Here is a 20,795-nt window from a genome sequence, read left to right on the forward strand (position 1 = left end):
AGGTGTATTGTGCTACCAAAGGCGGGTTGCAGTAACCAAGAACTGTACGCTGAGAGGAACAAAGGATGTTGGCTGAGGTGAGGGAGATGGATAAGAAATGGGTCAGCGGCGTGGGGGTGATTGTGCTTTTTGTGCTGCTGGCATATCTGTTTATGGGGTTCGCGCGTCATTCGGCCCGGATGGGCAATATCGTCAAGGAATTAAGCGGTCGTCCCAGCGGGAACAGTCCCGGTTATCATATTGTGCTGATTGAACAGGAGCGGTACCACCCGTATTGGGAGATGGTCGAGAAGGGGGCGAAGGAGGCCGCAGAGAAATACGGGATGGATATCGAATTTACCGGACCGGTGCGCAATAACATGGAGGAACAGATCAGTCTGCTCGAAAAAGCGATTGCCGCTCAGGTGGATGCCATCATCGTGCAGGGGCTCAACGACGAGAAGTTCACTCCGGTGATTGACAAAGCGGTCAACCGGGGGATTCCGGTGATTACGATAGATACCGATGCTCCGGCCAGCCGCCGGCTGGCTTATGTGGGGACCGACAATGTCGCTGCAGGCGAGGCGCTGGGACGTATGGTGGTGCAGACTACCGGCGGTAAAGGCAAGATCGGCGTCATCATCGGCAGCGAGCTGGCCAAAAACCAGCTTCAGCGGCTGGACGGCCTGCGGAATATTGTGAAGAGCTACAGCGGCATGGAGATTGTCGATGTGCGCAGCTCGAACATCTCGCACATGGAGGCGATCCAGCAGGCGGCGGATATGCTGCGCTTTCATCCGGAGATTGATGTGATGGTCGGCACCAGTTCAACGGATGCGCTTGGTGTTCTGCAGGCTTCAAGGAGCCTGAAGCGCGGAGACCTGACCATTATCGGATTCGATAACCAGGCGGAGACGCTGGATGCCATCAGCCGGGGGGATATCGCAGCCACTGTTGCACAGCAGCCTTATCTTATGGGGGATATGGCGGTCCGGCTGCTACATCAGTATTTTGCGGGAGTACAATTGCAGCCGAGGTATTACACCGGAGTGAAGGTGCTGGATAAGTCCAATGTGCAGGAGGGGGAGAGCCTATGAGTATCCGCCTGAAGCTGCTGATTTGTATTCCGCTGCTGGTGCTGCTGATGAGTTCGGTGTCCTTTGTGCTGTTTGAGAGTGGGAAAAATGTGCAGGAGAGCTACCATCTGATGATGAACCGGATCATGCTGTACAAGGAAGTGTCCTATGAGGTTGGAGAGAATATGCGCTCCTTGAACCGCTTCATTATGCAGGTCGATACGGACAGCTTCCCGGAGGTGGAGAAGCATCTGGGCGCAGTCCGGGAGCTGCGTGGCAGGCTGGAAGGGATGGCGACCATCGGGGGAAGCGGTCTTCCGCTGATGAACTACAGCCATATCATTGATACGTTTCTGGAGCAGGCCGGGCAGATGATTACTGAAATTGACGGCAAGGATTCCAATACACTGGCCGGCGCCTATATCGAAGCAGAGCAGACGCAGCGGTTCATCCGGGAGGAAGCGCAGGAGCTGGTTGATCTTGAGCTGGACCAGTACAAGCCGATCTACGGGGAGATCATGTCCACGACAGCGAAGCTGAACCGGATGGGCAGTCTGCTGGTGATCACCGCCGCGCTGCTTAGCATCTGTATGGCCGTCTGGCTGTCCAGCAGCATCACCGGACCGATCCGCCGCCTGGTGGCAACGGCGAAGCAAATCTCGAAGGGACGGATGGATACCAAGGCGCCGGAGAGCGTCAATAACGATGAGATCAGCATTCTGTGCCGTGCTTTTAACGGGATGATCGACAATATCCAGGAGCTGATGAAGGAGAATATCAAGAGTGCGGAGAAGGACCGTCTGGTCAAGGAGCTGGAGCTGAAGATGCTGCAGAGCCAGATTAATCCGCATTTCCTATTCAACACGCTGAATTTCATCGCCAAGCTTGCGTATCTTGAAGGGGCGGCGAGAACCAGTGATCTGACTGTGTCGGTATCACGGCTGCTTAGGTATAACCTGCAAAAGCTGGATCAGGCGGTTCCGCTGCGCGAGGAGGTGGAGCATGTGAACGAGTATATTAATATTCAGCGGGCCCGCTTCCGTGACCGGATCGCCTTCGAGATGGAGATTGATGAGGAGGCGATGGCCGGAATGGTGCCGTGTCTGACGCTGCAGCCCATCTTCGAGAATGCCTTCGTTCACGGTCTGGAACAAATGGAGGAAGGGGGCGTATTGTCGCTGTCGATCCGCTACCGGAGCGGGCAGGTGGACATCAGGATCAGCGATAACGGAGCCGGCATGAACCGCGAGACTGTAGCCAGGCTAATGGGATCGATTCAGGAGGAAGCTCCGTCTTTCAGCGGCAAAGGGCAGTCTACCGGGCTGGGTACCCATAATGTATTCAAAAGGCTGCATCTCTTCTTCGACGGCCAGCAGCTGATAGAGATCAACAGCCGTGAAGGGCAGGGGACGGCTGTGTTGTTCAGATTACCGTTCCGCCCGTCGGCCTAGAGGGCAGAAGAGAAAGGGGAGGCGATAAGGATGTACAAGCTGCTGATCGCAGATGATGAGGCGCTGGAGCGGGAAGGGCTGGAGCTGATGATCCGGCATATTTTGCCTGATCAATTCGAATTCCTGCATGCCGAGAACGGCCGCAAGGCGATTCAGCTTGCCGAGGAGCACCGGCCGGATATGGTCTTCATGGATATTAAGATGCCGGGCATTCAGGGACTGGAAGCGGTGCGGCAGATTCTGGAGAAGCTGCCCGCCACGCAGATTGTAATGATTACTGCCCATGACTACTTCTCTTATGCCAAGGAAGGGCTGCTGCTGGGCGTGCGCGACTATCTGCTGAAGCCCGCCAGACGCGAAGAGGTAGCGGAGGTGCTGAGACAACTGATTGCGGTCATCCAGGAGGAGAGGCGCCGCAGGAATGAGCAGCTGGAGCTGGAGGAGAAGCTGGCCCATCTGCTGCCGCTGGCCGAGAACGAGCTGACCCTGATGCTGATGCTGGAGCATGTGCAGGATCTGGAGCCGCAGCAGCTTGCGGGTCTGCTGGATATACAAGTAAGCAAAGGGTATGCGATGGTCCTGTCGTTCCCCCGGCCCGGGGGAGCCGCCTGGGAGGAATTCCGGCTGGTGAGGCGCGAGATCTATGAGGCGGTCAAGCAGTTCGCCCGGACGGGGCTAAGCTGCCTGGCCGGGCCGCTGATCGGGCATCAGCTGGCGCTGTTCATCCCCTTGCCGCCGGGACGGAGCGGATATTCCCAGCGTGTCAGCTCGCTGGACTTAGGGGAGCGGCTCCGGGGGTATGTCGGGCAGCGCTTCGGACTGCCCGTCAGCATTGGCATCGGCTCAATCCGTGAAGGCTGGGACGGACTTAGCCGGTCTTACCGGGAAGCCGTCCGGGTATGTGCAGATCACCATGATTCGTTCACGGTCCACCACTATGATGATATTATCCAGAGCTCGGGGCAGTCGGCCGTCTCTCTGGATGAGGAGAAGAAGCTGCTGGATGCCGTACTTCAGCGCAGCAAGCAGGAGGCTATAGAGCGGTTCGGCAGGTTGTATGCTTATTTCGAGCAGGGTGGAGAGCAGCCGCTTCCCGCCCTGCGCGGAGAGGTAACCGGCCTGCTGCTGTTCCTGGCCAGGAGCGTTCACTCTGTAGCCGGTGCGGAGATTCTGGCTTCCTTGAATGCTGCGGAAGATCCCGTCTCCCTGAGGCTAAGCGCAGAGTCCTGGGTGGAGCGGCTGATCGACAGCCTGGAGGAGGAACAGGAGCATAACCGTTCCCATGTCCATCAGCGGGCGCTGCTCTATATCAGCCAGCAGTATAAAGAGGATATTTCCATGGAGCAGACGGCGGAGTATGTGAACTTAAGCCCGCATTATTTCAGCAAATTGTTCCGGCAGCATGAAGGGGAGACCTTCATCGACTATGTCACACGCCTGAGAATCAATGAGGCGAAACGCCTGATCGCCGGGGAGCAGCTGAACCTGAAGGAGATTTGCTATGAGGTAGGCTATAAGGACCCGAATTATTTCAGCCGGGTCTTCAAGAAGGCGACCGGGATGACGCCCAGCGAATTCCGTCAGCAGCATGAGAAGCAGGGTCCTTGCTAAGTGAGCAAGGACTTTTTTGTGCTGAATCCCCGGAATATCCTATGAAAGCCGGAGGGAAGAATTACATTACAGCAGAGCGTACCGGAGTGCGGGTGGAAGGCAAAAAAGTGCAGGGAATCGCAGCTCCAGGCCCGGATTTTCCATGCTACACTTTCCATGTAAGCGCAATCAAATATAGGTATGAAAAGGGGCGTAGGGCAGAGTGAGAAAATATGGAAGAGCAATTTCCCTGGGGCTGGCAGCGTTAGTGCTGGCGGCGTCAATGGCGGGCTGCGGTGTGGTCTCAAGCGGTGACAATCAGAAGAAAGAACCGGCAGGCGCTGCCAAGGACGGGGATAAAATTGTCATCGGCATGTCCATGGACACGTTGAAGGAGGAACGCTGGCAGAAGGACCGGGATATCTTCACCGCGAAGGTGGAGGAGCTGGGCGGTGAAGTGAAGGTGCTGGCTGCCAACGGTGATGATGCGACCCAGTTAAGCCAGGCGGAGCAACTGATCTCCCAGGGTGTAGATGTGCTGGTGGTCATTGCCCATAATGCAGAAGCCACCGCTCCTATTGTAGAGAAGGCCCACAAGGAAGGCATCAAGGTCATTGCCTATGACCGGCTGATCAACAATGCCGAGGTGGATTATTATATCTCGTTCGATAATGTGCGTGTCGGAGAATTCCAGGCTCAGGCAGTCATTGATCAAGCCCCGAAAGGCAACATCGTCTATATCGGCGGTGCGGACACGGATAACAACGCTCATATGTTCAAGGAGGGAGCGATGAATATTCTGAAGCCGCTTGAGGAGAAGGGCGATATCAAAATCGTCTACGACCAGTTCTCCAAGGACTGGAAGCCGGAAGAAGCGCTGAAGAATATGGAGAATGCGCTGACCGCGAACAATAATGATGTTCAAGGGGTAGTTGCAGCCAATGACGGGACAGCAGGCGGCTCGATCCAGGCGCTTACGGCGCAGGGGATGGCTGGCAAGATCCCGGTATCCGGCCAGGATGCTGACCTTGCCGCTGTGCAGCGGATCGCTGAAGGTACCCAGCTCATGACGGTCTACAAGCCGATCAACGCGATAGCAACCAAGGCTGCAGAGATGGCGGTAGCGGCTGCCAAGGGCGATAGTATTTCCACTGAAAAGACAGTTAACAACGGTAAAATTGATGTTCCTTCTGTGCTGCTTGATCCGCTGGCAGTGAATAAGGATAACCTCGATGTGCTGATCAAGGACGGGTTCCACAAGCTTGAGGAGGTCTACAAGAACGTTCCGAAGGACCAGTGGCCGAAACAATAAGGGCGGCCTGAACGGCAAGCAGATGCGGCGCCCGTGGCGTTACCGCATCTGCTTGCCGGTTCAAGGGCCGGAAGGAGGAACGGCAGGCATGGATGTACTTGAAATGGTGGAGATCAGCAAGAGCTTCCCCGGCGTGAAGGCACTGGATCATGTGAACTTCAAGGTCAGGCAAGGGGAGATTCACGCCTTATGCGGTGAGAATGGTGCGGGCAAATCCACACTGATGAAGGTGCTCAGCGGATTGTACCCTGCGGGGACATACGAAGGCGAAATCCGCATAGGCGGGGAGAAGAAGGCCTTTCATAAAATTACGGATGCGGAGCATGCCGGGATTGCGATCATTCACCAGGAGCTTGCGCTTGTGAAGGAGATGACGGTCGGCGAGAATATTTTCCTGGGGGCAGAGCCGGTGAAGCGCGGGGCCATCCAGTGGAATGAGCTGTACCATCAGGCTGCGCTGTGGCTGAAGAAGGTCGGGCTGAATCTGTCACCGGACACGAAGATCGGCAATCTCGGCATCGGCCAGCAGCAGCTCGTGGAGATCGCCAAGGCGCTCTCCAAGCATACCAGGATCCTCATTCTGGACGAACCGACGGCGGCTCTGACCGAGAGTGAGGTGTCCATCCTGATGGGCATTCTGCACCAGCTGCGGCGCGAAGGCGTTACCTGTGTCTATATCTCGCACAAAATGCCCGAGGTGTTCGCGCTGGCCGATTCGATCACCGTGCTGCGGGACGGGCGGACTGTGGCAACGCTGGACCGCAAGGAGACCAACGACGACCAGATCGTCTCGCTGATGGTCGGCCGTGAGCTGACAGAACGTTATCCGCGGGTGAAGCATTCACCAGGTGACAAGGTGCTTGAGGTTAAGGATTACACGGTGTGGCACCCGGAGAAGCGCCATCAGACGGTGCTGCGTGACATTGAATTTACGCTGCGCAAGGGTGAGATACTGGGCATTGCCGGACTGATGGGAGCGGGACGGACGGAACTGGTCAGCAGTCTGTTCGGCGCTTATGGAGGACGCTCGGAAGGTACGGTGCTGATCGAAGGCAAGGCTATCAAGATCCGCTCCATTGCCGAAGCGATCAAGGCGGGAATTGCCCTGGTCACGGAAGACCGCAAACGCCAGGGGCTGGTCATGGGAATGGATGTCAAACGCAATACCACTTTAGCCACACTGGGCAAAGTCGCCAGGCTGGGAGTCCTTAATGAGAATGAGGAGATTAAGTGGGCGGACCGGTACGTGCACGATCTGAAGACCAAAACAGCATCGCTGGAGACGCCGGTGGGCACGTTGTCCGGGGGGAACCAGCAGAAGGTGGTCATCGGCAAATGGCTGATGAGTGATCCCAAAATACTGATTATGGACGAACCTACCCGGGGCATCGACGTCGGGGCGAAGTACGAAATATATCATTTGATGAATCAGCTTGTGGAGCAGGGAGTAGCGATTATTATGATCTCTTCGGAGCTTCCGGAGGTGCTGGGCATGAGCGACCGGATTCTGGTGATGTGCGAAGGGCAGTTTGTACGGGAATATGATTGGCGGGAAGCCACGCAGGAGAATATTATGCTGGCCGCTACGGGAGGTAGATAGAGATGCAGCTGCAAAAAGAGGGTAAGGAACCGGAAGCGGTTCCGGCAGCCGGAGGATCGCGCTTACGCGGCTTGTTCGGCAAAATGGATATGCGTGCCTATACGATGGTGGGGGCACTGATTCTGATCTGGGTGCTGTTCGGAATGCTGAATCCGACCTTCCTGACCTCGCGGAATCTGTCCAATCTGTTCACACAGATGTCAGTGACCTCTATTCTGGCCATTGGCATGGTGCTGGTCATCGTGGCCGGGCATATCGACCTGTCTGTCGGCTCTATCGTGGGGCTGACCGGCGGGATGGCGGCGATTCTCAGCAATTGGCTGGAGCTGCCCGCGATTGTGGTTATTCTGGGTACCCTGGCCGCCGGTGCGGTGCTGGGTCTGATTCAGGGCTGGCTGGTGGCGTATAAAATGATTCCCGCCTTCATCGTCACCCTCGGCGGGATGATGGTCTTCCGCGGGGTGCTGATGGGCGTGACCGAGTCGATGACCATTCCGGTATCCGACCCGGTGCTGGCCTTGCTCGGCAATGCTTATTTTGCCCCGGGCTTCGGGATCATCCTGGGGGTGATCGCCGTGGCTCTGCTGCTCTGGAGTGCGTTCACGAAACGCCGCTCCCGCAAGAAATACGGCTTCGTCATTGCCCCGCTGGGCCTGGATATCGCCAAGGTAGCGGGACTGTCACTGCTGGTGGTGGTTTTTGTAGCCTTAATGAACAATTACAAAGGGATTCCGTTCCCGATTATCTTCGTCATCGTGCTGGCGGCGATCTTCTACTTCTTGTCCACCAAAACTACGTTCGGACGCCATATTTATGCCATAGGCGGCAATATTGAAGCCGCGCGCCTCTCCGGGATCAACATCAAGCGCAAGTCGATGCTGATCTTCGTACTCAGCGGGCTGCTTGGCTCCATCGCCGCGATCGTGTTGACCTCGCGGCTGGCTTCGGCTACCATCACCGCCGGGAACATGGCGGAGATGGATGCGATTGCCGCTTGCGTCATTGGCGGCACCTCCCTGATGGGAGGAGCAGGAACCGTTATTGGCGCCATCATCGGGGCGCTGGTAATGACCTCGCTCGATAACGGAATGTCGCTGATGGGACTGGAATCCTTCTGGCAGTACGTGGTCAAAGGCTCGATCCTGGTCATTGCGGTCTGGCTGGACATTTCAGGCCGCAGCAAGGGTGTGAGATAGCAGGAGCTTCAGAATAAAAAGCCGGTAAGGATCATATCCTTGCCGGCTTTTTCCAAATATAAAAATGTACTTGCAACTACTGAAGGCGTCTATTCCACGATGATCTTGGCGCTCATCCCGCTGTGGCCGGAGCCGCACATGATCGCGCAGGTCATCTCGTAGGTTCCGGCCTCTTCGGGAAGAATGACCTGGGAGGAATCCTTCGCATCCAGCCGCAGCTTCATCTCGGGCACCAGGATGCCGTGGTTCCCGCTTTCATTTTTGAACGTGATTTTGACGGGCACGCCTTTTTTGAGGTGATATTCCTCCTGGTCGAAGCTGTAATTCGTTGCTGTAATGATGAGCTCTTCATCAGCCGTCAGTTCGGTATCGGCCGCTGTGCCCTTAGCGTTCTCAGTGCTGCTGCCGCCGGAATTCGCTCCGCAGGCCGTAAGCAGAAGAGCAAATAAGATGAAATAAAGAATAGCTGACTTTCTGATCCTAACCATCCCCCTTGAGAATTGTGAGCAATTGACATTAAGCATAGCCTAAATCTGCCGAATTGTCTCGGGGAAAACCTTGTCGAAATTTGCAGAAATATGATGCAAAATAGATTAAAATTTAATATAATTAAGTCTGTTATAATTAAAATTTTATCTTATCTGGCGAGAAGAAGTAGGGGATTCAGATCATTATTGATTACGCCTTGCAAAGTGCAGAGAAATGGCACCGGAGAATACTGAGCGGATACTGGATTATCGTGTTGTGTCTGCTCATCGCCCAGTTCCTCTATATGCAGTACTCCCGCTCTATTGGAATGGAGAGTATTTTCGGTTCCGGCAACGGGCATATGTTCGCCGCCTGTAACCTGATGATACTCATGGCTATGGCCTCTGCCGAGATCTGGCTGCGCCGCTCCCAGGATCATCATAAGCAGGCGGTAGTGATTTGCGGTTTCATCGTTTCCTATCTGATGTATTTTGTGCTGGAGCCTTATGTAGACGGTGCACAGATGACAGTGATGATGCCGATTATGATTGCCCTGGTCTATTTCGACCAGCGGATGCTCTACACGCTTGGGGTGTTCAGCACCCTATTCTACGCCGTGATTTATTTCGGGCTGGAACGGCCGGTGCTCGGTAAGCCGCTCCTGGAGTTTCTGCTGGTGGAGTGTGTATATATCGTATTTGCCCTGATGGCGCAGGCGGTAATCATCCGGGGCCGCGAGACCCGCGAGTATCTGGAGCAGCTCACCAAGTCAGAGCAAGAGCTCGTGGTGGAGCGGGCCATCTCCGACAAGCTGCTGAAGATGGACGCGCTGACCGGCCTGTATAATCACAAGTCGTTTCATGAATATCTGGATTCGCTGCTGGAGCAGTGTGAGAGCAACAGGCTGAGGCTGCAGCTGGCCCTGTTTGATATTGATAATTTCAAATGTGTAAATGATACGTACGGTCACTGGGTCGGCGATCTTGTCCTCAAGGAAGTGGCGGCGAAGGTGAACAGCCTGATTGGGCTGAATGATTTTGCGGCCAGGTATGGCGGCGAAGAATTTGCGGTAATTTTTACGGATAAAAGCTATCAGGAGACCTATGCAGCGGTTGAGGAAATGCGGAGGAGCATCGCCGCGATGACGCATCCTTATGCCGGAAACAAGCCGATCACGGTCAGTATCGGGTTGTGCCATTATCAGCTTGGAGACGGCAAGGAACAGCTGTTCCGCAAGACGGATGATGCCCTGTATACAGCCAAGCGGGGCGGGAAAAATGCGGTTGTTACTTCTTCTGCAGCTCCTGGCGAATTTCTTAACCTTACAAAAAACCCCCAATTGCCGGTATAATCCGGGAGCTGGGGGTTTTGTTGTCTGCACTGGCTTAAGCCGCGCGGCTATTTGCCGGCTTCGAACGGAGTGGATACCGGCAGGAACAGGTCGATGATCCCGATGACCAGGGCTGCAAGCAAGGCGCCGAGGACGGAGACACTGACACCGCTGACGACAAATTGGGCAATCCAGATGACCAGGGCGCTGACCAGGAAGCCGACGATACCGCGGCCGAAGGGCGTTGTTTTTTTGCCGAAAATACCTTCAACGACCCATCCGAGCAGAGCGATAACCAGAGCAAGCAGGAATGCGCTCCAGAATCCCCCAACCGTGAACTGCGGGACAATCCAGCCGACCACCATCAGGACGATGGCTGCGACTATAAAACGAACCACATGACCTAAGAATCTCAATGAACTAACCTCCTTTGGCGTTCGCTTAAGGATATGTGCGTTGTTATTGTGGCCTTCCTTCGTTTTTCTATGCCCAGAAATCATACCCAAATAGCGAAAATGGGCTAAATTAGGTATAATGGTTGCATCTATGAAGGGAGCTGTGACGGTAATTGGACGACAAGATTTTGCATACGCTTGAATATCGCAAGATTTTAAATAAATTGATGCAGTATACGCAGACGCCGATGGGACGGCTGACCGCCGAGCTACTGAAGCCCTCCGGGGATTTCGAAGGGGTGAAGCTGCTCCTGCAGGCTACGGATGAGGCGGTTAATGTGGACCGGCTGAAGGGGATTCCTTCGTTCGGCGGCGTGACCGATATCCGGCCTGCGCTGAAGCGTGCATCAATTGGCGGGATGCTGGGAACTGCGGAGCTGCTCTCGGTGGGCAACACCATTGGCGGAGCGCGCCGGGTGAAGCGGTTCCTCCATGCCATGAATGAGGATGAGAGCATTCCTACGCTCTTCGCGCAGAGTGATCTGCTGTCGGAGCAGAAGCCTGTCGAGGATGCCATCCGGCAGTGTATTGACGAGAACGCCGATGTCATGGATTCGGCGAGTACGGAGCTTGCCTCCATCCGCCGCGAGCTTCGCGGGGGAGAGACGCGTATCCGCGAGAAGCTGGATTCGATGATCCGCTCCTCCTCGGTATCGAAGATGCTGCAGGATCAGCTGGTGACGATCCGTGGAGACCGGTTCGTCATTCCGGTGAAGGCCGAATACCGTGCCCATTTCGGCGGCATTGTACATGACCAGTCCGGGTCGGGGGCGACGCTGTTCATCGAGCCGGAATCCATCGTAGCGATGAACAACAAGCTGCGGGAGACCCGTCTGCGTGAGGAACGCGAGATCGAGATCATCCTGCACCGCTTGACTGCCCTTGTCGGCGACATCGCCGAAGAGATGGCTTATGACATCGACATTCTTGGCGGGCTGGACTTCATCTTCGCCAAAGCGCGCCTCGCACGCGATATGAAGGCTACCCAGCCGCGGATGAATGACCGCGGATATCTGCGCCTGCGCAAAGGGCGCCATCCGCTTATTCCGGCGGAGCAGGTCGTGCCGCTGGATGTGGAGCTCGGCAACAACTACAGCTCCATCATCGTCACCGGACCGAATACGGGCGGGAAGACGGTTACCCTGAAGACCATTGGCCTGCTCAGCCTGATGGCGATGTCGGGGTTGTTCATTCCGGCAGAGGAAGGCAGCCAGCTCTGTGTCTTCGATGCCATCTACGCCGACATTGGCGACGAGCAGAGCATTGAGCAGAGTCTCAGTACCTTCTCCAGCCACATGACCAATATTATATCCATCCTGGAGCGGATGACGCCGAAGAGCCTGATTCTGCTGGATGAGGTGGGGGCCGGTACAGATCCGGCGGAGGGCTCCGCTCTGGCGATTGCCATTCTGGAGCATATCCACCGGACCGAATCCCGGATGGTTGCAACCACCCATTACAGCGAACTGAAGGCTTATGCTTATGAGCGTGCAGGCGTCATTAATGCCAGTATGGAATTCGATGTGCAGAGTCTGAGCCCAACCTACCGGCTGCTCGTGGGTGTGCCTGGACGAAGCAATGCGTTCGCCATTGCCGAGCGTCTGGGGATGCCCGGCGCAATTCTTGAGCACGCCCGCGGCGAGGTCAAGGAAGAAGACCTGCGCGTCGAGCATATGATTGCTTCGCTGGAAGAGAACCGCCTCACCGCTGAGAACGAACGCTTACGGGCGGAGGTTATCCGCCGCGAAGCGGAAGAATTCCGCAAGCGGCAGCAGCTGGAGCTGGAGAAGCTGGAAGGCCAGCGCGACAAACGTCTGGAGAAGGCGGAGAAGGATGCCAGCGATATCCTTGCCAAGGCCCGCAAGGAAGCCGAGGAGATTATCAGCGACCTCCGCCGCCTGGCGATGGAGGAAGGGGCTTCCGTCAAGGAGCATAAGCTGATTGAAGCGCGGCGCCGTCTGGATGAGGCAGAGCCTGCGCCTCGTAAGAAGGTATTGCCGCGCAGCACCGCCAAGGCGCCGCGTAAGATTCAGCCGGGGGACGAAGTCAAGGTGGCGAATGTGAACCAGAAGGGCCTTGTGGTCGAGCTGAGCGGAACCAAGGAAGCCGTAGTCCAGTTCGGCATCATGAAGATGAAGGTGAATCTGAGCGATCTGGAGTTCCTGGCTTCCGCACCGGATTCGCCTCCGCCCGCCCTGCGCCGGGCCACAACGGTCAAGCGTACTCGTGATGAGAATGTCCGCAGCGAGCTTGATTTGCGCGGTGCCAATCTGGAAGAAGCCATTATGGAGACCGACCGCTTCATCGACGAAGCGTTCCTTGGCAACCTGGGGCAGATCTCGATTATCCACGGTAAGGGTACGGGAGTCCTGCGTACAGGAATACAGGAATACCTCCGCAAGCATAAGCATGTCAAAAGCTATCGGCTGGGGAATTACAATGAAGGCGGCGCGGGTGTCACAGTGGCTGAACTGGAGTAGTTCCGGCAGAAAGAGGGAGAAGCATGCAGGATAATATTGATCTTTTGCTGGAACATCCGCTGGGAGCGCTGCTGGGCTACTTCACTGTGGCCATATTGGGTCTGGTCGTATTCCTGTCATTCTTTGAGATGGTGACGAAATACAACTGCTGGGAAGAAATCCGCAAGGGGAATGTGGCTGTAGCGATGGCAACCGGAGGCAAAATCTTCGGGATCTGCAATATTCTGCGCTTCAGTATTGAAGCGGGAGCGTCGATCTATGAGACGATGAAATGGTCGGTGGTAGGCTTCATGCTGCTGATCCTGGCTTACTTCCTGTTTGAATTTCTGACTCCGGTCTTCTCGATTGATGACGAGATTGCCGCAGACAACCGGGCTGTAGGACTGACAGCTATGCTGATTTCCGTTTCATTATCTTATGTGATCGGCGCGGCTATATTTTGAATTAGGGAGCAGGGAATTATGAAGATTCTGGTTCGGATTCTGTTCATTTCCGCCCTGGCTTTTATAGCGGCCGGCATTATCTATTTAACGGTTAATTGAACCGAATGTGAGCAGTGAAGGAGATTGTACAGATGGAGACAACAGTTTGCCCATGGTGCCATACCGAGATTGTATGGGATGAGGAGTTTGGACCCGAGGATACCTGTCCTCATTGCAATAATGAGCTTAGCGGCTACCGCACAGTTACGATAGGGGCAGAAGATCTTGTAGAGGAGGAGCCGGATGCTGCGGAGGCTTCCGGAGAGGAAGAGGTCAGCGACGAGGATCTGTGGGATGATGACGATAAGGATAGCGTTGTTCCTATATTCAACACCCTGGTCCAGTTCGGTGACGATTATGATCTGACGCGTTATGAGCAGAGTGTATCGGCCATTCTGGCGGCTCAGCTTGAAGCGCCGGAGTGTCCGCAATGCCATGAGCTGATGATTCATTCCGGTACCCAGCAGGTAAGCGGGTTTACCCCGGCAACGCCTGAAGCGCTGGGCGGCACAGCCGTGCTGAAGCCTCCGTTCTCGCTGAATTTGTTCGTGTGCCCTTCCTGCTTCCATGTGCAGCACAGCCTGGCGCAGGAAGACCGCATCCAGCTTGTCCGTAATCTCAGTACTGCCGCCGAATAATTCGTATTCATGCTTTCCCTGCAAATTGGACATGTTAGTGATAGATGAGATGCCAAGAAACTGCAGGGAGGTATAGCATGAGAGGTTTAGTACGGGGACAGGCGGCGCTGCTGCTTGCCGTAGGCGGGCTATATCTGCTGGCTACGGTGCTGGCAGGGACTTTTTTGAACGTGTACCTGTGGAAAAGCCGGCCGGATTTCGCCATGATCGGCTGGTTTACGGTGGCACAGCAAATGGCCGTCGGTCTCAGCTTTTGGCTGGGCGGCAAATGGGTGAAACAGCATAACAAAATGAATGCCCTGCGGCTGGGAATTGCCGTTTCGGGCTTTTTTTATTTGCTGGTGCTGTGGCTGCGCGGGGACGCTGTGCATTATATCTGGCCGCTGGGCTTGATTCTCGGGCTTGCGATCGGGTTCTACTGGCTGGCCTTCAATATTGTCTTCTTCGAGATTACCGATGCTAGGAACCGCGATTTCTATAACGGCTGGATGGGGCTGCTGGGTTCGCTGACAGGGATTGTAGGCCCGTGGGTCTCCGGCTGGATGATCTCCTATTGGCAGGGCGGGCGAGGGTACCGCATCGTATTTATCCTGTCACTCTGTATTTATGGGGTGGCGGCTGTGCTCAGCTTCGGTCTGCACAAGCGGCCGCGCGGCGGAGCCTACCTCTGGCTGGAGCCATGGCGCGAGCTTAGCCGCCGGGATAGCCCCTGGAGGCCCGCTGCGGCCGCGCTATTGTTCCAGGGCATCCGGGAGGGCGTATTCTCATTCCTGATCGGACTGCTGGTCTACATTGCGGCCCGGGAGGAGAGCAAGCTGGGGCAGTTCGCGCTGCTTACCTCCGCCGTATCGCTGATCAGCTATTACACCGCAGGCAGATGGTTCAAGCCCCGGGCCCGTCTCGGCGGAATGCTGGCGGGCAGTCTGCTGCTGGCAGCCTTCGTCCTGCCGCTGCTGTGGAAGGTGAATTACACCACGCTGCTGATCATGGGGATCGGCACCTCACTGTGCCTTCCGCTCTATATGCTGCCGATGGTTTCTACCAGCTTCGACCTGATGGGCGTCTCTGAGGAGAGTGCCGGTAAACGGGTGGAGCTGGTTGTGCTGAGGGAGCTTAGCCTGATGAGCGGCCGGCTCCTTGGCCTGCTGGTGTTCATCGCTGTGCTGTCGGTCAATCAGTCTCCGCAGACGATTACCCTGCTCATGCTGCTGCTGGGTGCAGCGCCGCTGGGAAGCTGGCTGGTGCTGCGGCGGTTGCTGCATTAAATGTTAACAAAAAGTACAATATGGTCTGATCATAACCATTCGAACTACAAAGGCAAACCTGCACGAAAGTCAGGGACGCAAAGCCACGGGCCTTACGCACAGGACAGTAACAGCTGATCTGTGAATGGTAGCCGGGCCGCTTTTTCCAGTGGTTTTTGGCGTGCCTATTGAATTTGAGGATGATGAAAAGGTCGTTTACCGATTCGGACCGAATGAACAAGTAATGGGGAAAATTGAATTAAATAAAGAAAGAGAAACTATCCAAGAAATTGAGCAGTTCAAAATGCTAATAATGAATCGAAATTTTATTTCGATAGAGCAGCACAAAGATTGGCCAGGTGTTTGTATAATGAAGGTGGACAGTTTTCTGACAGAACTACTTTTGAATCATAATGCTATTCTAACCTTGATTGGCTTCGCGCCTTTCGAGGTTTTAAGAGCAACCAATAATGCTGATCGAGGTTTAAATAACACTATTCGGTTATATCAAATAGGTTTTAGAAGTAGGGCAGCAGACTATGCAGAGGATGTTGTCGAATAGCTCCAGTACGCTTTCTTAATCAAATTTAAACCATTAAGTAAATAGGAGGTTGCAATGGAGATTTCGGATAAAGTATTTGGTGCACAATCATTGGTGTTTATTCAATATGAAGGCACTTTAGATGAGCTAGTAGCTCATCAGTCTTTAAACTGTGGATATAACCTTTTGAGTTTGACTCGTGCATCTTCCGTAGTGAATTGCCAATCCACTCCTTTTTGAACAGCGTTTCGAGTCGATTCCCATTCGGTTAGTTCGCTGGAGAGCTCTTCCATAGAGGGAATCCGTCTGTCTAAACATTGGCTTGTCATGACGCTCAGCTCAATTTCAGCAATGTTTAGCCAGCTGCCATGTTTAGGCGTGTAGTGGATCTCGAGCCGTTTGGCTAGACGCAGCGCCGTCTCGGGTTCAAAAGCTTCATATAACGAGGCAATGGAATGTGTGTTTAAATTGTCCATCACCAAACGAAGGGTCGGTGCGCTCGGGTAATGAACGTCCAAAAGTTCCCGAACTTGCTCCGCCCATTCGATTTTGGTACGTCGTGGACGAACGCTGACATGCCGCCAGCCTGCAAGTGGTTCTGTGAAAATAAAGATACTACAGGTTCCATGGCGTACGTATTCGGAATCTTCTCGCAATGGCTTGGCTGGTTTCATCGGAATGGGGTTGCGCCTATCATCCAGCAGTTGGAAGGGTTTCTCATCCATGCAAATGACAGGACATTCTCTATTGTAGGGCAAATGGTAGACCTCTAGCACATCTTCCATGGCTGCCACAAACGCCGCATTCTGCTTTGGCGGGATACACCAACATTTACGAAGATGGGGTTTGAGTTCGTTTTTTTAAAATCCGATCGACCGTGTCGTACGAAATGCTGTCAATGTACCCCAGTTCTACGGTCTTATCTGCCAACAGCCGAAGGGTCCACCGACTTCTTCCCACCGGTGGTGTACTGCAACTGAGCGCGATGATTCTCGCCTCCAATTCGCCAGTCACTTTTGGAGGATTGGGCGGAGTCAGTCTCTTTTTTCGTTCAAGCGCCGCCTGCATTCCGTTCACTGCAAAGGACTTGCGCACCAGATATACGGTGTTCGTATGGATGTGTAGCTGCTTGGCAATTTCTACATCTGTAAGTTTTCCGTCCAGTCGATTCTCATCTGCCCACAACAGAATTTGGGCTCGCCGAAGAGATCGTGCGGCCACCTTTCCTTTTGAGCAAATCTCCACTAATTCATTCTGCTGATTTGCGGTTAAGCAAACGGTATATTCACGGTTTCTCATAGTCGACACCTCTTTTTATCTCGACTATATCACATTCACCATATTTTAACTATTTTAAATCTGATGCTCTACTAGGCTTAAATTTAAAGGAAGGGCTAAACATCCCAACCTTTAGGTATGAGAACATAGAAGATGAACCTTATAATTTGGTGGGTTACGCTGAGGTTCTTGGCTTTGAGATTTTCAAACTTATTGGTAGAGAAGGGAGGAACGTCAGTTGAATGTTATAAAAAACTTTGAGGTTGTTACAGATAATTTAAATGTTCTTGGTGCCTGGACATTTAAGGAAATAATCGGAATTAATTATACTGTGGACTATGATTATAAAGAGCATAATATAACTCTATTAACTCTTTTGTTTCATATTGTGGTTATTAAAACAGGTCGGAGATTCAAAATGAAAATTAAGTACTATAATGTTTCAGACCTAAGTGTAAGAAAAATAACAAATCTTTATTTGAATAAAAGTTTGATAGTACATGATAAAAAAGAGTTAGGTTGGGAAATATGTAAACGATAACATGTTCATGATGACAGTGGGTATGGAGAGAATGATGGCTATAATTTTATTGAGTTTTATTGCAGTTCTATAGAAGCTGTTTCACTAGAAGAATTCTAACTTTTCACTCTTCCTTAACTTCTAACAACCATAACCGAAGTTTTTTAAGCATAGAGAGCTATTCGGAATCCATCCGTTACGCCGGAGAGTATTATGATGGGGAGAAGGGGCTGTATTATCTACGGGCACATTATTAACCAATATGTTGCTCAATCTAAATGAAAGAAGGGTTTACTACCATTTTGAAGGGCAACTTGCTCAATCGGTTATGGAATTGATGGTTTAATTGATATAAAACCTTGAAGTAGGTGAGAATAATATACGAATTTCACGGTTGGGCTACAATTCATGAGACAACTACAGAAGCTGATGCAGGTAATTTAGATTCGATTGTGAAAAAAATACAGAGATTCATTTCAGAGTTAAATTGGAGTAGTGGACTTCTAGAAGTTTATCCTGCAAATGGTAATTATCATCTTTCTGTAGGTGGCTTCTTGAATCGTAAAACTTCCGAGGCGGAGGAAGTAATTAAGCTATATCAATTTATCGCAGATAATTCATCAGGTTCTTACGGAGTTCTTTATACAAGGGACGATGAAGATACTGAAGGGTATGAAAATAACTTTAGAGTATTCGTTTTAGCCCGTGGTAATATTCAACTAAAAGAAGATGAGTTTTTATCTCCGTTTGTTCCGGGAGTGGAAGATAACGAATAATGTTCCTCTTCATACCTTGATCGGCTTCGTGCCTTTCAAGGTTTTTCTATCTGTTGGTGCTACCAATTATAATGAGTAATGATTTAGAGTCGCAGCGAAAAAAGATTTCGCGCTAGTTAAGTTCGCAGCATTCCGGAACAGTAACGAAAAAAATGGGCGATGGAAATAATCTCAAGATAAAGTAGGAGGAGAACATGGAATTATATAAAGAAATAAAAAAAGTCAGTGACAAAGATCAATTTTCGGAATTTATTGGTGTATTAGTTAATGATTTCAAATCAAACCCTGGTGATTGGGAAAATAGAGACATTGAGAGTTTTCTTGAAGGAATAAAGTCTTGGGTAGAGGATATGGAAGGTTATTATGAAAATAATAATTTACCAATACCTCAAAATATAGATTGGAACTTTCTTGCGCATTTATTTTATGTCGGGAAGTTGTATGAATAAATGAATACATCATTCAACCAGTAACACATATAACCCATGTAATACCCGTATAGGATAGTTCGATACTATATTGCGAGGCTGTATCTGAACCGTTTTTACAAGGAAGTATTCAACGAATTCGACAGTAGTTACGATCTTTATTGTGTAAGGATAATCTGGTGGTATAATGACCGCCTCAGTAAGTAGTTGGAGCTTTCAGCCCCACACGCTAGGTATAACCCTGAAAAATAAATTAGGATAGGGGAAAAATATGTACTTGTTGAAACTATGCAATCTACAAGAGAGTAAAGAGTGCCATACTGAGTTTGACTATTACGTCCCTTTTAGTATTGAGATAGGAAATAATTAAGAATTCATGTGCAAACGAAGAAACTGTGTATTGGAGAACAGGAGATATAGAAAGATCGTTAATTGAGGTTGGAATAGTCTCAAGAACAGGGGTACTTAAAAATCTAACATTAACGGCCGTTAAGAATGCAGTATTAAGTGACGTAATTATTAAGAATAAAAAATTAGTTGATGCTACTCCTGTTTTTGATTTAAGCATCATTCCTGAGAAAAGAATATATGATTACATCAGTGATTTTCAAGTGTGTTTGGGAAAAGAAGCAACAACAATCATCAGTGGTGAAATAAATGAATGCCATACATTAGTCAGATTTGGAAGAACAAGCATTGGTGTTAATTATGAGAATTATATCACTCATGTAACTGTAAATGAATTAACGACAGATGAGTATAAGGAATTGAAGGACTCATTAAAACTGTAATTCTATAGTGGATACATAGCTCAGGCTTTTTTGACCTTCTTGGACAGAGACTGGTAGTACCCACCCAAGAAGGTCATTTAACCTATGTTTTATCCGTATTAAGTCTTCTCATTTAAAAAAGAATTATCGTTAAGTACTTCTCAAAGCGATGAGTCAGTCATTCTTTCAAAACTGGACAAAAAATTTGGTGCAGGAGGGTTTACACCAAAGTGAACCTAAATAATAATTTAATTACTCAACAAAAGATTGATGGTCAACTCGTATATGTTTTAGCTACAGAGGCTTTTGAACTTTTGGTAAACAATCCTGTAATTGAGGGGCAACCAATAAGTGCATTTGACACAGTTTGTAATATGATGGATTTCGTACGAAAATATGTTTCTTTTTCTCTTGCATTCTATTCAATAGGGAATCAGAAAAAGTGGATGTTCTGTTTATTATTCGACAATAAAGAGAAACTGCAACGAGTACAAATTGAGAATGTGCAATGCAAAGTATGCAATTGGACTGGATTTATTGCAAACCCGACAATCTTAGAATTATATTATGGTTGTCCTGATAGATGGGGAGTATTGGAAGAGGCTAGTAAAACACCAATCGTAAATTGTCCCAATTGCAACAGCACATTGCCTAGACATTCAATTTGGGCTAGTAGCTAAAGCCTTTTGAATTTGTTAACCTTTTCGTATCAACCTTGATTGGCATTGTGCCTTTCAGGGTTTCTTTTTTTGGTGGGGCTACCCAGTACCGAATGAAACTATCATTCAACCGAGTACAAACTTACAACGGGAAGGTCATGTGTTAAAGGTTAGCCACCTGCCTCTATATAAGCTCGAATTTCATGAAAAAATTCGGGAGGGGGTGGCATATGAAAGGGTAACGGTATCCATAGACCGTATTGTCATTGACTTTACCAGACGGGTACTGGGACGTTTTCATGAGTTTCACAAGGCATCCTCCCTTAACAGCGTTCCAAAGGAATTGAAAGATAATTGTCCATCATGTACTGTTATTAGGTCAGGTAAACTGAAAAAGCGTGATTTTGTTTTTCGGATTATCGCATGGAGAGACTCGGGTTGTACCTATCAAGAAAAGTAAAGAGAAAAAGGGAGATTTTCAGTGATGACACCAAGTTTATCGTTGATGTACCATATGCTGCA

The 20,795-nt window shown here is 51.2% G+C and carries 19 protein-coding genes, 1 pseudogene and 1 riboswitch; of the genes and pseudogenes, 17 read left to right on the top strand and 3 right to left on the bottom strand.

The features are described 5' to 3' along the window. Positions 1-86 precede the first annotated feature (86 nt). The 6 genes from KDC22_RS08635 to KDC22_RS08660 all read left to right on the top strand — a co-directional run bounded on the left by KDC22_RS08635 (position 87) and on the right by KDC22_RS08660 (position 8,204). Positions 87-1,076, top strand: coding sequence for a sugar-binding protein (locus KDC22_RS08635; protein ID WP_173138101.1), 990 nt, complete (start codon positions 87-89; stop codon positions 1,074-1,076). Next, entirely contained in the window at positions 1,073-2,506 is a 1,434-nt protein-coding gene (locus tag KDC22_RS08640; protein ID WP_211722741.1) for a sensor histidine kinase, read from the top strand. The genes KDC22_RS08635 and KDC22_RS08640 overlap by 4 nt, the downstream gene beginning before the upstream one ends. Before the next feature lie 30 nt (positions 2,507-2,536). After that, positions 2,537-4,117: a helix-turn-helix domain-containing protein gene (locus KDC22_RS08645; protein WP_173138097.1), complete on the top strand. Its 1,581-nt coding sequence runs from the start codon at positions 2,537-2,539 to the stop codon at positions 4,115-4,117. Positions 4,118-4,379: 262 nt separating this feature from the next. Beyond that, on the top strand, positions 4,380-5,408 hold the full coding sequence (gene xylF / locus KDC22_RS08650) for a D-xylose ABC transporter substrate-binding protein (protein ID WP_173138231.1): 1,029 nt from the start codon (positions 4,380-4,382) through the stop codon (positions 5,406-5,408). An 88-nt stretch (positions 5,409-5,496) separates the two neighbouring features. After that, positions 5,497-7,008, top strand: coding sequence for a xylose ABC transporter ATP-binding protein (locus KDC22_RS08655; protein ID WP_211722742.1), 1,512 nt, complete (start codon positions 5,497-5,499; stop codon positions 7,006-7,008). Positions 7,009-7,010: 2 nt separating this feature from the next. Beyond that, on the top strand, positions 7,011-8,204 hold the full coding sequence (locus KDC22_RS08660) for a sugar ABC transporter permease (protein ID WP_211722743.1): 1,194 nt from the start codon (positions 7,011-7,013) through the stop codon (positions 8,202-8,204). An 89-nt stretch (positions 8,205-8,293) separates the two neighbouring features. On the opposite strand, the gene KDC22_RS08665 is transcribed toward KDC22_RS08660, so the two are convergent. Further along, on the bottom strand, positions 8,294-8,692 hold the full coding sequence (locus KDC22_RS08665; protein WP_246553403.1) for a cupredoxin domain-containing protein: 399 nt from the start codon (positions 8,690-8,692) through the stop codon (positions 8,294-8,296). 197 nt (positions 8,693-8,889) lie between these two features. Between KDC22_RS08665 and KDC22_RS08670 the strand changes: the two genes are divergently transcribed. Beyond that, the gene (locus KDC22_RS08670; protein WP_211722744.1) at positions 8,890-10,023 is read left to right on the top strand and encodes a GGDEF domain-containing protein; all 1,134 of its coding nucleotides are present in this window, start codon (positions 8,890-8,892) and stop codon (positions 10,021-10,023) included. Positions 10,024-10,070: 47 nt separating this feature from the next. On the opposite strand, the gene KDC22_RS08675 is transcribed toward KDC22_RS08670, so the two are convergent. Further along, positions 10,071-10,418, bottom strand: a complete 348-nt coding sequence (locus KDC22_RS08675) for a phage holin family protein (protein WP_173138090.1) — start codon at positions 10,416-10,418, stop codon at positions 10,071-10,073. Between the two features lie 152 nt (positions 10,419-10,570). Between KDC22_RS08675 and KDC22_RS08680 the strand changes: the two genes are divergently transcribed. The 5 genes and pseudogenes from KDC22_RS08680 to KDC22_RS08700 all read left to right on the top strand — a co-directional run bounded on the left by KDC22_RS08680 (position 10,571) and on the right by KDC22_RS08700 (position 15,715). After that, a complete protein-coding gene (locus tag KDC22_RS08680) occupies positions 10,571-12,937 on the top strand; it encodes an endonuclease MutS2 (RefSeq protein WP_211722745.1) in 2,367 nt (788 codons plus the stop codon). A gap of 23 nt (positions 12,938-12,960) precedes the next feature. Continuing rightward, positions 12,961-13,380 carry a DUF350 domain-containing protein gene (locus KDC22_RS08685; protein WP_173138086.1) on the top strand — a complete coding sequence of 140 codons (420 nt, stop codon included), beginning with the start codon at positions 12,961-12,963 and terminating at the stop codon, positions 13,378-13,380. 131 nt (positions 13,381-13,511) lie between these two features. Continuing rightward, positions 13,512-14,057 (top strand): hypothetical protein, encoded by a 546-nt coding sequence (locus tag KDC22_RS08690; protein WP_211722746.1) that lies wholly within the window; start codon positions 13,512-13,514, stop codon positions 14,055-14,057. A gap of 77 nt (positions 14,058-14,134) precedes the next feature. Next, the gene (locus KDC22_RS08695) at positions 14,135-15,322 is read left to right on the top strand and encodes an MFS transporter (protein ID WP_211722747.1); all 1,188 of its coding nucleotides are present in this window, start codon (positions 14,135-14,137) and stop codon (positions 15,320-15,322) included. Between the two features lie 41 nt (positions 15,323-15,363). After that, positions 15,364-15,466: riboswitch (cyclic di-GMP riboswitch) on the top strand. Continuing rightward, a pseudogene (locus KDC22_RS08700) lies at positions 15,447-15,715 on the top strand (hypothetical protein). It overlaps the preceding riboswitch by 20 nt. A 285-nt stretch (positions 15,716-16,000) precedes the next feature. Here KDC22_RS08700 and KDC22_RS08705 read toward each other — a convergent pair. Beyond that, a protein-coding gene (locus tag KDC22_RS08705) for an IS630 family transposase (RefSeq protein WP_211720575.1) occupies positions 16,001-17,141 on the bottom strand; the annotation gives its coding sequence in 2 pieces (ribosomal slippage) (positions 16,001-16,703 and positions 16,702-17,141; 1,143 coding nt in all). A 217-nt stretch (positions 17,142-17,358) separates the two neighbouring features. Here KDC22_RS08705 and KDC22_RS08710 point away from each other — a divergent pair. The 5 genes from KDC22_RS08710 (at position 17,359) to KDC22_RS08730 (ending at position 20,294) form a co-directional block, all read left to right on the top strand. Beyond that, entirely contained in the window at positions 17,359-17,661 is a 303-nt protein-coding gene (locus KDC22_RS08710) for a hypothetical protein (protein ID WP_211722748.1), read from the top strand. Positions 17,662-18,008: 347 nt separating this feature from the next. Beyond that, a complete protein-coding gene (locus KDC22_RS08715; RefSeq protein WP_246553405.1) occupies positions 18,009-18,416 on the top strand; it encodes an Imm7 family immunity protein in 408 nt (135 codons plus the stop codon). A 194-nt stretch (positions 18,417-18,610) separates the two neighbouring features. Beyond that, on the top strand, positions 18,611-18,865 hold the full coding sequence (locus KDC22_RS08720; RefSeq protein WP_211722749.1) for a DUF7660 family protein: 255 nt from the start codon (positions 18,611-18,613) through the stop codon (positions 18,863-18,865). A gap of 374 nt (positions 18,866-19,239) precedes the next feature. Then, on the top strand, positions 19,240-19,635 hold the full coding sequence (locus KDC22_RS08725; RefSeq protein ID WP_211722750.1) for a hypothetical protein: 396 nt from the start codon (positions 19,240-19,242) through the stop codon (positions 19,633-19,635). Positions 19,636-19,844: 209 nt separating this feature from the next. Then, a complete protein-coding gene (locus KDC22_RS08730; protein WP_211722751.1) occupies positions 19,845-20,294 on the top strand; it encodes a hypothetical protein in 450 nt (149 codons plus the stop codon). The last annotated feature ends 501 nt before the right edge of the window (positions 20,295-20,795 follow it).

Source organism: Paenibacillus tritici, assembly GCF_018207515.1.
In the GTDB taxonomy this organism is placed as follows: Bacteria; Bacillota; Bacilli; order Paenibacillales; family Paenibacillaceae; genus Paenibacillus_AQ; species Paenibacillus_AQ tritici.

Bases quoted from the DNA above. Each gene is read 5' to 3' on its own strand.
- KDC22_RS08635 (WP_173138101.1), top strand. From the start codon at position 87: ATGGATAAGAAATGGGTCAGCGGCGTGGGGGTGATTGTGCTTTTTGTG.
- KDC22_RS08640 (WP_211722741.1), top strand. From the start codon at position 1,073: ATGAGTATCCGCCTGAAGCTGCTGATTTGTATTCCGCTGCTGGTGCTG.
- KDC22_RS08645 (WP_173138097.1), top strand. From the start codon at position 2,537: ATGTACAAGCTGCTGATCGCAGATGATGAGGCGCTGGAGCGGGAAGGG.
- xylF (WP_173138231.1), top strand. From the start codon at position 4,380: ATGGCGGGCTGCGGTGTGGTCTCAAGCGGTGACAATCAGAAGAAAGAA.
- KDC22_RS08655 (WP_211722742.1), top strand. From the start codon at position 5,497: ATGGATGTACTTGAAATGGTGGAGATCAGCAAGAGCTTCCCCGGCGTG.
- KDC22_RS08660 (WP_211722743.1), top strand. From the start codon at position 7,011: ATGCAGCTGCAAAAAGAGGGTAAGGAACCGGAAGCGGTTCCGGCAGCC.
- KDC22_RS08665 (WP_246553403.1), bottom strand. From the start codon at position 8,692: ATGGTTAGGATCAGAAAGTCAGCTATTCTTTATTTCATCTTATTTGCT.
- KDC22_RS08685 (WP_173138086.1), top strand. From the start codon at position 12,961: ATGCAGGATAATATTGATCTTTTGCTGGAACATCCGCTGGGAGCGCTG.
- KDC22_RS08690 (WP_211722746.1), top strand. From the start codon at position 13,512: ATGGAGACAACAGTTTGCCCATGGTGCCATACCGAGATTGTATGGGAT.
- KDC22_RS08695 (WP_211722747.1), top strand. From the start codon at position 14,135: ATGAGAGGTTTAGTACGGGGACAGGCGGCGCTGCTGCTTGCCGTAGGC.
- KDC22_RS08720 (WP_211722749.1), top strand. From the start codon at position 18,611: ATGGAATTATATAAAGAAATAAAAAAAGTCAGTGACAAAGATCAATTT.